Origin of the sequence: Aeromonas sp. QDB56 (assembly GCF_027705505.1) — a bacterium.
Classification (GTDB): domain Bacteria; phylum Pseudomonadota; class Gammaproteobacteria; order Enterobacterales; family Aeromonadaceae; genus Aeromonas; species Aeromonas caviae.
Map to the genome: position 1 here is coordinate 38,246 of NZ_JAPDBZ010000007.1, position 12,468 is coordinate 50,713.

13 protein-coding genes are annotated in these 12,468 nt (G+C 65.5%); 6 read left to right on the forward strand and 7 right to left on the reverse strand.

The window, feature by feature from the left end; all coding sequences use genetic code 11:
* Nucleotides 1-36 precede the first annotated feature (36 nt).
* Both OKB81_RS02215 and OKB81_RS02220 read left to right on the forward strand, forming a co-directional pair.
* Complete coding sequence (locus tag OKB81_RS02215; RefSeq protein WP_160836818.1) at nucleotides 37-1,281, forward strand: HD-GYP domain-containing protein; 1,245 nt, start codon at nucleotides 37-39, stop codon at nucleotides 1,279-1,281.
* A 28-nt stretch (nucleotides 1,282-1,309) separates the two neighbouring features.
* Entirely contained in the window at nucleotides 1,310-2,485 is a 1,176-nt protein-coding gene (locus tag OKB81_RS02220; RefSeq protein ID WP_160836820.1) for a CinA family nicotinamide mononucleotide deamidase-related protein, read from the forward strand.
* On the opposite strand, the gene OKB81_RS02225 is transcribed toward OKB81_RS02220, so the two are convergent.
* On the reverse strand, nucleotides 2,482-2,997 hold the full coding sequence (locus OKB81_RS02225; RefSeq protein WP_010672710.1) for a metal-dependent hydrolase: 516 nt from the start codon (nucleotides 2,995-2,997) through the stop codon (nucleotides 2,482-2,484). The genes OKB81_RS02220 and OKB81_RS02225 overlap by 4 nt on opposite strands.
* A gap of 37 nt (nucleotides 2,998-3,034) precedes the next feature.
* On the opposite strand from OKB81_RS02225, the gene OKB81_RS02230 reads away from it, so the two are divergent.
* The 4 genes from OKB81_RS02230 to OKB81_RS02245 all read left to right on the forward strand — a co-directional run bounded on the left by OKB81_RS02230 (nucleotide 3,035) and on the right by OKB81_RS02245 (nucleotide 7,153).
* Nucleotides 3,035-3,274, forward strand: coding sequence for a hypothetical protein (locus tag OKB81_RS02230; RefSeq protein WP_160836822.1), 240 nt, complete (start codon nucleotides 3,035-3,037; stop codon nucleotides 3,272-3,274).
* A 157-nt stretch (nucleotides 3,275-3,431) separates the two neighbouring features.
* Nucleotides 3,432-5,096 carry a DUF342 domain-containing protein gene (locus OKB81_RS02235; protein ID WP_333562677.1) on the forward strand — a complete coding sequence of 555 codons (1,665 nt, stop codon included), beginning with the start codon at nucleotides 3,432-3,434 and terminating at the stop codon, nucleotides 5,094-5,096.
* Nucleotides 5,097-5,209: 113 nt separating this feature from the next.
* On the forward strand, nucleotides 5,210-6,019 hold the full coding sequence (gene yidA / locus OKB81_RS02240) for a sugar-phosphatase (protein WP_160836824.1): 810 nt from the start codon (nucleotides 5,210-5,212) through the stop codon (nucleotides 6,017-6,019).
* 363 nt (nucleotides 6,020-6,382) lie between these two features.
* The gene (locus OKB81_RS02245) at nucleotides 6,383-7,153 is read left to right on the forward strand and encodes a gamma-glutamyl-gamma-aminobutyrate hydrolase family protein (protein ID WP_160836826.1); all 771 of its coding nucleotides are present in this window, start codon (nucleotides 6,383-6,385) and stop codon (nucleotides 7,151-7,153) included.
* Between the two features lie 151 nt (nucleotides 7,154-7,304).
* Here OKB81_RS02245 and OKB81_RS02250 read toward each other — a convergent pair whose 3' ends face one another.
* The 6 genes from OKB81_RS02250 to lysA all read right to left on the reverse strand — a co-directional run bounded on the left by OKB81_RS02250 (nucleotide 7,305) and on the right by lysA (nucleotide 12,460).
* Nucleotides 7,305-7,709, reverse strand: coding sequence for a hypothetical protein (locus OKB81_RS02250; protein WP_010672705.1), 405 nt, complete (start codon nucleotides 7,707-7,709; stop codon nucleotides 7,305-7,307).
* A 71-nt stretch (nucleotides 7,710-7,780) separates the two neighbouring features.
* Nucleotides 7,781-8,491 carry an HAD-IA family hydrolase gene (locus OKB81_RS02255; RefSeq protein ID WP_160836828.1) on the reverse strand — a complete coding sequence of 237 codons (711 nt, stop codon included), beginning with the start codon at nucleotides 8,489-8,491 and terminating at the stop codon, nucleotides 7,781-7,783.
* 95 nt (nucleotides 8,492-8,586) lie between these two features.
* On the reverse strand, nucleotides 8,587-9,564 hold the full coding sequence (gene xerC, locus OKB81_RS02260) for a tyrosine recombinase XerC (protein ID WP_160836830.1): 978 nt from the start codon (nucleotides 9,562-9,564) through the stop codon (nucleotides 8,587-8,589).
* A complete protein-coding gene (locus tag OKB81_RS02265; RefSeq protein ID WP_010672702.1) occupies nucleotides 9,557-10,237 on the reverse strand; it encodes a DUF484 family protein in 681 nt (226 codons plus the stop codon). Before OKB81_RS02265 ends, xerC begins: the two co-directional genes overlap by 8 nt.
* A 79-nt stretch (nucleotides 10,238-10,316) precedes the next feature.
* Nucleotides 10,317-11,147, reverse strand: a complete 831-nt coding sequence (gene dapF, locus OKB81_RS02270; protein ID WP_029313578.1) for a diaminopimelate epimerase — start codon at nucleotides 11,145-11,147, stop codon at nucleotides 10,317-10,319.
* Between the two features lie 62 nt (nucleotides 11,148-11,209).
* Nucleotides 11,210-12,460, reverse strand: a complete 1,251-nt coding sequence (lysA, locus tag OKB81_RS02275) for a diaminopimelate decarboxylase (RefSeq protein ID WP_039039806.1) — start codon at nucleotides 12,458-12,460, stop codon at nucleotides 11,210-11,212.
* Between the last annotated feature and the right edge of the window lie 8 nt (nucleotides 12,461-12,468).

Sequence of the window (12,468 nt, forward strand, 5' to 3'; positions counted from 1 at the left end):
AGCATACGGCTCAGTGTGTCCCTCGTGCCCAACCCCATGACAGGAATCAAGATCTCCGTAGAACGGCTGCAAGTCGGCAATTATGTCTCCCTGCCTTTGGGATGGCGTGAGCACCCGTTTCTGTTCTCCAGCTTCAAGCTCAAGAGCGAAGAGGAGATCGAGCTTATTCGTCGCCTTGGCCTCAAGCTGGTGACCATCATTCCCGACAAGAGCGACACGCCGCCCAAGCCCCTCGGCCAGACCCAGCCCCAGGCAGATGAGGTTGAGGGGGAGGGTCTCGTCGCCCGCCAGGAGGAGATGCAGCAGGAGAAACTGCGGCGCATCGAGCAGTTGCAGGGCTATCGCCGCGACCTGCAGCAGTGCGAGAAACAGTTCCGCCAATCCCTGGCCCAGGTGCGCAACCTCATGGGCAAGATCCAGTCCCGCCCCCTCAACGCCATCAGCGAGGCCCAGGAGCTGATCAACGCCATGACGGAGCAGCTCCTCTCGGTGGACGAGATGGTGCTGCACCTGGTCTCAAACAGCGATGATGGCAACAGCCTGCAGTTTCACTCCCTCAACGTCAGCGTGCTCAGCATGCTGCTCGCCCGGGAGTGCAAGTTGCCGGCCGAGGCGATCCGTCAGGTCGGCATGGGGGCCCTGTTCCACGACATCGGCAAGCTGAGGATCCCGAGCCAGATCCTGCGCAAGACGGAGCCGCTGACCAAGCCGGAGCAGAACCTGATGGCCCAGCATCCCCGCTACGGCCTGGAACTGCTGGGGCTGGTCAGCGATTTTCCGGAAGCGGCCAAGCAGATAGTGCAGAACCACCACGAGTATCTGGACGGCACCGGCCCCCAAGGGCTCAAGGGCGATCAGCTCGATTCCCTCACCCAGATCGTCTCCCTCATCAACGAGTACGACAACCTCTGCCACCTGGAGGCCAAGGTGCCCTACGCAGCCCTCGGCAGCCTCTACAAGCAGCGCAAGTCCCAGTTCAACGCCGATCACCTCGGCATGCTGATCCGGCTGATGGGGGTCTATCCCCCGGGCAGCGTGGTGCAGCTCTCCAACGGCCAGGTGGGGCTGGTGATGTCGGTCAACGCCTCCCGCCTGCTCTACCCCGCAGTGCTGGTATACGACCCCCGCATTCCGCGCCAGGAGGCGGCCATCATCGACCTCGACGCGGCCGGGCTGACCATCGCCAAGGTGATCCAGCCCAAACGCCTGCCCCCGGCGGTGTTCGAATACCTCAACCCCCGCACCCGGATCAGCTACTACTTCGAACACGGCAAGCCCTGAGAGGGCTGGCCCCACCCAAGGAGTCCCCATGCGCATCGAGATCATCAGCACAGGCGACGAGATAGTGACCGGCCTGGTGGTGGACACCAATGCCGCCTGGCTCAGCGCCCTCTTGCTGGAGCAGGGCTGGCAGGTGCGCCGCCGCGCCACCGTGGGGGACAACCTCGCGGATCTGACAGCCGTGCTGCAGGAGAGCGCCAACCGCGCCGAGGTGGTACTGGTGTGCGGGGGGCTCGGCCCCACGGCGGACGACCTCACCGCCCAGGCCGCGGCCGAGGCGTTTGACCAGCCCCTGACCCTGTTCCCGGACTGGCTCGCCACCATGGCCGAACGCTATGCCAGCCGGGGCCGCACCATGGCCCGGAGCAACACCAAGCAGGCCTGGCTGCCCCGGGACTGCGAGATCCTCGACAACCCGGTGGGCACCGCCTGCGGCTTTGTGGTCCGCCACCCGGCCAGCCACGGCCAGAGCCGGCTTTTCTTCACCCCGGGCGTGCCGTTCGAGTTCAAGCAGATGGTGCGCGAACAGATCATGCCCCGCCTCAAGGCGCTGGCCGGGGAAGAGACCGACACCGAGCTGCGCCGTTTCTACACCTTCGGCGTCTCGGAGTCCGCCCTCAGCGACATGCTGGATGCGGCCCCCTGGCCTGCCGGCATCGAGCTGGGTTACCGCTCCTCCATGCCCCTCATCGAGCTCAAGCTCATCGGCCACGGTGCCAGCACCGCCGACATGGACGCCGCCGAGGCGAGGCTGCTTGCGGCCATCGCCCCCTGGCTGGTGGGGCGTGGCAACGAGGCGCCTGCCAGCCAGATCCTGGCCTTGCTGGGGGAGCGGTCGCTGCACCTGCAAGAAGGAGAGAGCCGGGGCGCCCTGCTGACCATGTGTCACGGGCACCCGGCACTGACCGCCGGCTTCAGCCACACCCTGAGCGACGACCTCACTCAACTGGCAGTGCCCGACGCCCCCCTGAGCCTCACCATAGGCCGTGCCGGGCCGGACGGCGTGCCGCTGCTGCTCTGCGCCGACGGGCAACTGCACGGCCAGACGCTCAGGGTCAGCCACCCGGATCACGCGAGCGGTCGCCGGATCCTCGCCTTCGCCGCCCTCGACATGCTGCGCCGCCACCTGCTTGGGCTGCCGGTGCTCGCCGATTACCTCACCCTGACCCGAACGGCCAAGTGCCAGGAGGGCGCCCGGGGCTAGAAGTGAGCCAAGCCTGCACCGCCATGGACCCAGTACCCGGCGAGCGCCAGGGTCAGCAGGCAGAAGGCCCTCTCGTAACCCCCGCCGCTCTTGAGGGGCAGGCCGGGCAGGCGAAAGCGCCGACGCCAGGGCCAGAGCAGGGGAATGCCCATGGGGGTGAGCCAGTCCCCCAGCAGATGGCTGAGATAGCCCACGATGAGGGCATCCTTCACCGCCCCCGACAGCAACCAGGGGGCTTCCACCTGGGCCAGCCCCCAGACCCCCATCCCCACCGCCAGCAGGCTGTGGGTGAAACCGCGATGGCCGAACAGCCGGGAGAGCGGCCCCGAGATCCAGGGCAGTTGCCGCCCGAGCAGGGAACGGGGGTGATCGAGATCCGGCAGCAGGGCGCTCGCCAGGGCCATGGGGACGATGTGCCACAGGCTGGCATCGGCCAGGGCCGGAGTCAGTTCGACCTTGTGGGCAAGCAGGACGCAGGTGACGGAAAACAGCAGGTGGCCTTGGGCGGTCATGGGGCTCGTTCGGTTGGACAGAAAAAGGGGCTGATCGATGGCGACCAGGGTCCTCGCCCTGGGGCGGCGGCAGATTAAAATCCTTCTCTTCCTGCCTGGCAAGGTGATTTGCATCGCCTCCCTCAACGTGATGGACACTCTGGATAGCGAAAGAATAAAAAGTCAGCATATTGCGCTAAAAAACCGCAATGGAGCCCATGACATGGCCGGCTCCGCCCCTCTCCCGTCAGCCGATATTTCCTCAACCCGGCTCACCCATTTGCATTCAGATCATTGACCCGGAAGGAAAAATACCCGAATACTGCGCGTTGGATCCGCCCCGGCGGCATTGGATGCCGGCAAGGAGAGGCCCCGGCATGGGGCAAACCGGACAGGGACAACGAAGGAGGGCCCGGCATGGGGCAAACCGGACAGGGACAACGAAGGAGGGCCCGGTGTTAAGCAAAGCGTGGTTTCAGCTGTCGGCCGACATGAGCTATGTCTGCCTGCGCATCACCCCGGGCCTCACCGAGCCCATCCAGGAAAGCGACGTCCTGGCCCTGCTGCGACTCTCCAACTGTCGGCGCTACGAACCCCTCGGCGAGGGGATCCGTGAAGCCGTCACCCTGCTCAACGCCCTCATTGCAGAGCCGGATGCCCCCGCGCATCCGCCAGTCCCCATTGCCCGGCGCCAGGATGCCAGGCTGCTCATCCAGGTGGACAAGGACCAGATGAGCGCCAGGGCGCAGATCACCGCGGACTGGGGTGGTCAGCCCCTGACCCTGGCCCGGTTGCAGGAGGCCCTGGCGGCCAGCACGGTCAAGCAGGGGGTGAGCGAGCGGCTGCTTGCCGCCGCCATCCAGGCAGCGGGTGAGGCGGCACCCGGTGCCCAGCTCAATCCCGTCATCGCCCTCGGCAAGGCCGCCAGGCACGGCCTGGATACCCGCCTGGAGCGGCTGGTGGAGACCGCAGCCGAGCGGATCCTCAAACCCCAGGAGCGGGATCACGGCAAGGTGGACATGCGCGACCTCGGCACCCTGCTCACCGTCAAGGCGGGGGAGTTGCTGATGCGCAGGCACCCCGCCACCCAGGGCATCGACGGCTTCACCGTGACGGGCCAGACCCTGACCGCCCGCCACGGCAAGGAGAGCGCCATGACGCCGGGTGACGGCACCTGCCTCTCCCCCGAGGATCCGGACCTGCTGCTGGCGACACGCCCGGGGCTCCCCTGTCAGGAGCGTGCCGGGATGCGGGTCGATGAGGTGCTCAACGTCAAGCAGGTCGACATCCGCCACGGCCACGTCGAGTTCGAGGGATCCCTGCTGGTCACCGGGGACGTCATGCCCGGCATGCGCGTCAAGACCAGCGGGGACGTGGTGATCGGCGGCTTCGTCGAGGGTGGCTACATCGAATCCGGCGGCACCATCACGGTGCGCAACGGCATCATAGGGCGCAAGCTGGCGGACGACGAATACCTCTGCCACCTCAACGCCGGAGGGGAGATCCACGCCAGCTATGCCCAGTACGCCAGGCTGGAGGCCGATGGCGACATCCATATCCTGAGCCAGCTCAGCCACTGCTATTGCCGCAGCGGCCAGGATCTCAAGGTGGGGGACAGCGCCATGCGCAAGGGGCACCTCATCGGCGGCATCAACATCGCCAACCGGCTCATCATGGCACCGGTGCTCGGAGCCTCGGCGGCCAACCGGACCCGGTTGCAGATCCTCGGTGGCTATTTCAGCCAGAAGGAGCAGGAGCTGGCGCTGCGCCAGCGCAAACAGACCTGCGCCGAGCAGATAGACAAGCTGCAGGATCTCATCCTGCGGCTGCTGCAACTGCCCCGTGACAAGCGCAATCCCGAGACCCTGCAGAAGATCAAGGCGCTGCGCACCCGCCAGTTCGACGAGAGCAAGAGCCTGGACGAGCAGCTCGCCGAGGCGCAGCGGGAGCTGCAGGCGCTCATGGCCAACATGGACATCATCGCCACCCAGCGCCTCTTCCCCGGCGTCGAGGTGGAGATGGCCCACCACCACAACAGGGTCGACATCGAGCACGGCCCCATCCACTTCGCCATCCGGGAAGATCAACTGCAACTGACCCCCTACCAGGGCCAGCGCTGAGGGGCAACGTGCCCCCGCTTCGGCAGGCGGCGTGATCCCGGCGGCGATTTTCGCTACACTCAGCCTCCCCATGGCCCCATCGGGCGGGCCGGCCAGACTCAGGTAGTGAGAAGATGTACAAGCTGATCGCATTGGATATGGATGGCACCCTGCTGACCCCAGAGGGCCGAATCTCCCCCCGCACCCAGGCCGCCATCGCGGCAGCCCGCGCCAGGGGCGTGACCGTGGTGCTGGCCTCCGGCCGCCCGCTGGAAGGCATGACCTCCGCCCTGACCGAGCTGGGCCTCACCGGCCAGGATGACTACGTCATCTGCTACAACGGCGCCCTGGTGCAGCAGGTATCCGAGCAACGCATCATCCGCAGCCAGTTGCTGACCGGCAGCGATGCCCGTGCCATCGCCCACCTGGCCTGTGAGCTGGGGGTGAACATCCACGGCTTCTCCGTCCGCCAGGGGCTCATCAGCCCCAGGATCAGCCCCTACACCGAGCACGAATCCCGCCTCATCGGTCAACCCATCAACCTGGTGGACTTCGCCACCCTGCCCGACGACGAGCAGATCATGAAGGTGATGATGATTGACCCAGAGCCCCTGCTCTCCCGTGCCATCGCCCAGCTGCCCGCCGAACTCCACGAGCGCTATACCGTGGTGCGCAGCGCCCCCTACTTCCTCGAGTTCATGAACAAACGCAGCAACAAGGGCACCGGCGTCGCTGCCCTGGCCGAGCACCTGGGGCTGGATGCCTCCCAGGTGATCGCGGTGGGGGATGCGGGCAACGATCACCACATGATCGCCTACGCCGGACTCGGGGTCGCCATGGGCAACGCCACCGACGAGATCAAGGCGCTGGCACAGCACACCACGGGGCGCAACGATGAAGACGGGGTCGCCCAGGTGATCGAGCGTTTCATCCTGAACGCCTGAGTCGACAAGGGGCCCTGTGGGCCCCTTCTGCTATCCGGCCGCCCGGCCAGATGTTTAATATATCCACCATCAAATCGCTCGCCGCGCCAGGCATTCCCCCTCAAGCCCCTTTAAATAGGACTAAGAGCCGTATCCCGGCATCAACGGTTAACATAATTGCATCATTTTGTTTGACATATTGAACGGCCTTGGCAGACTGGAAGCAGGATCCAGGCTGTCGTTGCCAAGGCTGACCGACGATTCTGGCACTCTGGCGCGACCCTGATCCCACGACCATGCCTTGAGGCATGCCCTTGCGAGCCGAGGCGGCAAGGGCCTTCCCAAGGCGCAGGATGAGACCGCCAAGGATAGCCAAGGTGACCTATGCCCAACCTCAGTTCCCATAACAAACCCGTCGTGCTGATGACCATGGGGGCCCAGGCCCGCAGTGGCCACGCCTACCAGGTCATGACCCACAAATACATCAAGCCTCTGGTGGAGATCAGCGGCTGCGTGCCGGTGCTGGTGCCCACCTGCTGTGGCACCGAGGATCTGGAGCAGTATCTGGACCTCGCCGACGGGGTCTATCTGAGCGGTGCCGGATCCAACATCGATCCTGCCCTCTATGGCCAGGAGAACCTCACCCCGGAGAAGCCCCAGGACAGGGACAGGGATCTGTTCGATATTCCCCTGGTGCGCGCCGCCCTCGACCGTGGCCTGCCGATCCTCGGGATCTGCCGCGGCATGCAGGAGATCAACGTGGCCCTGGGAGGCGACATTCACCAGAAGGTCTATTGCGAGCCGGGTTATGACGATCATCGGGAGGATGCGGATGACCCGGTGGACGAGCAGTATGGCGAGAGCCATCAGGTCGAGCTGGTGCCCGGTACCTGGCTGGCCGAGCTGATGGGGCAGCCGTCGATTCCGGTCAACTCCCTCCACGGGCAGGGGATCAAGACGCTGGCCAAGGGGCTGGCCCCCCTGGCCCATGCCGAAGACGGGCTGATCGAGGCGATCCACGCTCCCGCCCTCTCCCCCTTCCTGCTGGCGGTGCAGTGGCACCCGGAGTGGAAGGCCAGCGAGAACCCCCACTCCATCAAGCTCTTCACCGCCTTTGGCGACGCCTGTCGCCGGTTCAGGCAGCAGGTCGGCTAGTCGCCGACCCCTTGCCCTTGAGCCTGGGCAGGGCCTCGTACATCGGGGGCTACCCAGAGGCATCCGACGTGACGGGCCTGTGACCCCCCCACGCCATCAAGCTGCCCACTGCTTTCGGCGACGCCTCCTGCCCGTTCAAGCAGCAGAAGTGCTAGTCGCCAAATCCCTTGCCCTTGAGCTTGGGCAGGGCCCCGCGATCAGGGCGCAGGGTTCGGCAGACATCCAGCCCCTTGAGGCCCCGCTGGATATGGTCCGGGGCCTGCCCGAGCACCATGCCGTTGCCGCGATAGAGACGGGCATCCTCCAGCTCGAACAGCTCGCCGCCGATGAGCAGTTGCTCCCGGCCATTCACCACCTTGCCCCGTTTCAGGGGCAGGGTCATGTCCACCTGGATCTCGCCGGTGGCACACCCCTCGCGCCAGCGCGCCTCGTCGGAAAACGGGGAGATGGCGATCTCCCGCCAGGATCCGTCCCTGAACTCCATCCGGTAACGGTCTTGCACCAGATCGCATCCCGCCAGCATCACGGGGATCGCCAGCCAGATGACACCCTTCATTCCCTTCACGCCCTTGCTCCCTTGTTATTATTGCCAGATATACATCACGGAATCTGTCCCTCATCCCCAGCTCAGAGCAGCAGGGTGGCCAGATCCTGCAGCTGCCCCAGCTCCACATCCGGCAGCAGCGACAGCGACTGCCAGGACTGACCGCTCTCGTTGAGCCAGGCGGCCCGAAAGCCGTGCAGCCTGGCCCCCAGCACGTCGGTCACCGGGTGATCCCCCACATGAAGGATGCGGCCGGGGGCCAGCCTCAGGGCCTCTTGCACCTGCACGAACATGTCGTGCGCCGGTTTCATTCTGGCTCCCGCTCCCGCCTTGCAGACCAGGGTGAAGTAGCCAGCCAGACCTGCCTGCTCCAGATCCAGGTTGCCGTTGGTGATCACCGCCAGCGGGTAGCGCGCCGCCAGACGAGCCAGCAGGGCGTGAGTCGCCTCGCTCACCTCTATCTTCGAGCGCTCGGCCATGAAGCCGGTGAACACCGCCCGGGCCTGCTGCTCCGCCAGCCTGGGCTCCATGCCCCCCTGCACCAGGGCCTCGCGAATGCCACGCTGGCGCGTCAGGCTGACGTCGTGGCTAAGCGCCGGGTGGTCCAGCAGCAACTGGCGCTTGAGCGCGAGCCAGCGCGGCTTGTCCAGCATGGCGGTAGCCAGGTATTCGCTGCGCAGGTGGTCCAGCATCCACTGTTCCGCCCGCGCGATGGCGGGGCCGTTGTCATAGAGGGTGTCGTCCAGATCGAACGAGATGGCGGCCACCGGCTGCCAGCGACGGTAAAACTGCATGGCTGTTCCTCTTTACTCCTCATCCTCTAGCGTTGCGGGCTCCCGCCTGACCCGGGCGACGTGGAGATTGTCATCCCCGCAGATCGCACACCACATCACTCATCCTCCGGCGTTTCCGGATCTCGCTTCGCCCGCGGGTGGGCACTGTCATATACCTTGGCCAGATGCTGGAAGTCGAGGTGGGTATAGATCTGGGTGGTGGAGAGATCCGCATGCCCCAGCAGCTCCTGCACCGCCCGCAGGTCGCCGGAGGATTCCAGCATGTGGGTGGCGAAGCTGTGGCGTAGCTTGTGGGGATGCACGTGGGCATTGAGAGCCTGCTTGTTGCCCCAGCCGTCGAGCCGCTCCTGTACCGAGCGGGCCGAGAGCCGCTGCCTGCGCTTGGAGACGAACAATGCCTCCCCCTCGTCACCGGCCAGCAGGGGGCGTACCTTGAGCCACTTGTGCAACCACTCCACCGCCATCCGCCCGATGGGCAGCACCCGCTCCCGTGAGCCCTTGCCGATCACCCTGAGCTGGCGCTCGTCGAGCTTCACGTCCGCGAGGTTGAGCCCCACCAGCTCGGCAAGGCGCAGGCCGGAGGAGTACATCAGCTCCATGATGGCGCGATCCCGCACCGCCAGCGGATCCTGCTCGTCGGTGATGTTGAGCAGCTGGTACATCTCGTCCACGTCCAGGTTCTTGGGCAGGGGCCGCCCCTGCTTGGGGGTGACGATGCCACGCGCCGGGTTGGCGGTGAGCCGCCCCTGGCGCACCTGCCAGTCGCAGAAGCTGCGCAGGGCCGACATCTTGGTGGCAAGGGAACGGGGCGCCAGCCCTCCCTTGTGCATCCGGGTCACCAGACTGCGCACCTGGCTCGCCTCGAGCCGGGCCCAGTCGTCGACCCCGAGCTTCACCAGCTCGGCGGTCATGGCTTCCAGGTGGGCCTGATAGTTGCTGCGGGTGTGGGGGCTGAGCTGGCGCTCGACCCTCAGGTATTCGATAAAGGCGTTCAGCTCCCCCGCCAGTGCGACCGGCAGGGGGTCGGCGGCAGGGGGCGTCCTGGCAGGGGATCGGGTCGTTGCCTTAGCCACGGGCCAGCTCGGGCAGACGCAGCTGCAACAGACGCCCCAGCTGACCCAGCAGCAGGGTGTCGTTGTGGGGGGTGAAGTGGCTGGGATCCGAGCTCGCGAAGGCCAGCACGCCGAGCTCCCCGAGCCGCATCAGGGCCACCGAGTTGACCAGCACATCATTGCCAAACAGCGCCTGCTTCTCGCTCTGGTTGAGGCGACCGAAATAGTAGTCCGTGCCGGGCAGGCGCTGCCCCAGCAGTTGTTCGAGCTGTTTGCCCTGCGCCAGGAAACGCTGCTCGGGGCCGCTCAGCTGGAAATGCCTGGGATTGAGCCAGAGCCGCAGGCCGGTGAGTCGCAGCCGCTGGACGAAGGCCTTGCCCATCACGGCGCTCAGCTCGAACAGGGTCTGGCAGCCGTAGATCTCCCCGTAGAGATCCGCATAGACCCGGAAGATCCGCTCGTTCTCGCTGGCGACCCCCATCAGTTCGGTGATCTCCTGCTCCAGCTGCTCGATGCGCTCCCGCTGTCTGTCCAGCTGGCGCTCCACCAGGGAGATGGTGCCCTTTTGCGCATGGGGAATGCGGATCTTGTCCAGCATGGCCCCGTGACGCAGGAAAAACTCGGGATAACGGGCCAGGTACTCCAGCACTGTGGCTTCATCCACCAGTGATTCCTGCCGTTTGAGTTCGCTCATAACTTGGTTGATCCATCCGAAAAAGGGGCCAAGGGCCCCGATATGATCCGTTGATGGAGCGGGATCACCCGCTCCTTGTCTACAACTCTATCTGGCCGTCAAAGACGTGCTCGGCCGGCCCCGTCATGTAGACGGGCTGACCCGGTCCCTTCCAGGCGATGGTCAGCTTGCCACCCGGCAGGGTGACGGTGACCCGCTCCTTGAGCTTGCCCTGGCTGATGCCTATCACCACGGCCGCACAGGCCCCGGTCCCGCAGGCCAGGGTCTCCCCCACCCCGCGCTCGAAGACCCGCAGCTTGATCTCGCTGGCGTTGACCATCTCCATGAAGCCGACGTTGACACGCTCGGGGAAGCGCTCGTGGCGCTCCATGATGGGTCCCAGGGTCTCCACCGGCGCATCGGCCACCGAGGGCACCTCGATGACGCAGTGAGGGTTGCCCATGGAGACGGCACCGCACATCACGGTGTGATCCTGGGCCCGCAGCAGATACGTCTTCTCCGCCTTCTGGGCACGGAACGGGATCTTGCCCGGCTCGAACTGGGGCACCCCCATGTTGACCGTGACCTGATTCTCCCCTTCCAGCTGCAGGGTGATGCGGCCCCGGGCGGTACTGACCGCGATGCGATCCCGGTTGACCAGCCCCTTGAGACGCACGAAACGGGCGAAGCAACGGGCCCCGTTGCCGCACTGTTCCACCTCGCTGCCGTCGGCATTGAAGATGCGGTAATGGAAGTCGAGCTCGGGGTCATAGGGCGGCTCCACCAGCAACAGCTGGTCGAAGCCGATACCGAAGTGACGATCCGCCAGCTTCTTGATGATGTCGTTGCTGAAGAACACCTTCTGGGTGACGCCATCCACCACCATGAAGTCGTTACCGAGGCCGTGCATTTTGGAAAACTCAATCAACATCGCGCGTTCCTGTCTCACCGTTAATCACGCTCTCACATGGAGGAACGCTGAAAATCCATCCATCACGGCAACAGGTGCTCGCCACGCCAGAGATCCGCCAACTGCTCCCGCTCACGGATGAGGTGCGCCTGGTCACCGTCCACCAGCACCTCGGCCGCACGGGGTCGGGTGTTGTAGTTGGAGGACATGGTAAAGCCGTAGGCACCAGCGGAACGCACCGCCAGCAGGGAGCCCTCGGCAATCGCCAGGGTACGCTCCTTGCCGAGGAAGTCGCCGGTCTCGCACACCGGGCCCACCACGTCATAGAGTGCCTTCTCGTGGGTCGCCCGGCTGTCCACCTCGATGATGTTCATCCAGGCGCCGTAGAGGGAGGGGCGCAGCAGATCGTTCATGCCGGCGTCGATCAGGGCGAAGTTGCGAGTCTCGCCGGGTTTGAGGAACTCGACCCGGGTCAACAGCACACCGGCGTTGGCGACGATGGCGCGGCCCGGTTCGAACAAGAGGGTCAGATCCCGTCCCGCCAGCTTCTGCTTGAGCGCCTCGGCATACTCGGTGGGGTGCGGCGGCTGCTCGGCGCCGTAGTTGACCCCCAGGCCGCCGCCCACGTCCAGGTGATGGATGTGGATGCCTTCCGCCGCCAGCTCGTCGATGAGCTTGAGCAGCTTGTCCGCCGCCTCCATAAAGGGATTCAATTCAGTGAGTTGCGAGCCGATGTGGCAATCCACCCCCTTGATCTCGATGTGGGCCATGGCCGCTGCCTTGCGGTAGATGGCGGGCGCCTGTTCGATGGGGATGCCGAACTTGTTCTGCTTGAGGCCGGTGGAGATATAGGGGTGCGTGCCTGCGTCGATGTCCGGGTTGACCCGCACCGAGACCCGCGCCTTCTTGCCCATGCTGCCTGCGACCCGGTTCAGGCGCTCCAGCTCGGCTTCGGACTCCAAGTTGAAGCAGAGGATCTCTTTTTCCAGCGCAAGGCGCATCTCGGCTTCGCTCTTGGCGACGCCGGAGAAGACCACCTTGGCCGGATCACCGCCCGCCGCCAGCACCCGGGACAGCTCGCCGCCGGAGACGATGTCAAAGCCCGAACCGAGGCGTGCCAGCAGATTGAGCAGGGCCAGGTTGGAGTTGGCCTTGACCGCATAGCAGATCAGGTGGGGAATGTCGCCAGCCGCCTGGTCGAAGGCATGCCAGTGGCGTTCCAGGGTGGCGCGGGAGTAGACATAGAGCGGAGTGCCGTACTGGTCGGCAAGCTGTTGCAGGGGAAGCTGTTCGGCCTGAAGCTGACCGTCTGCGTCGTAGTTAAAGTGATCCAAGGGGGCGG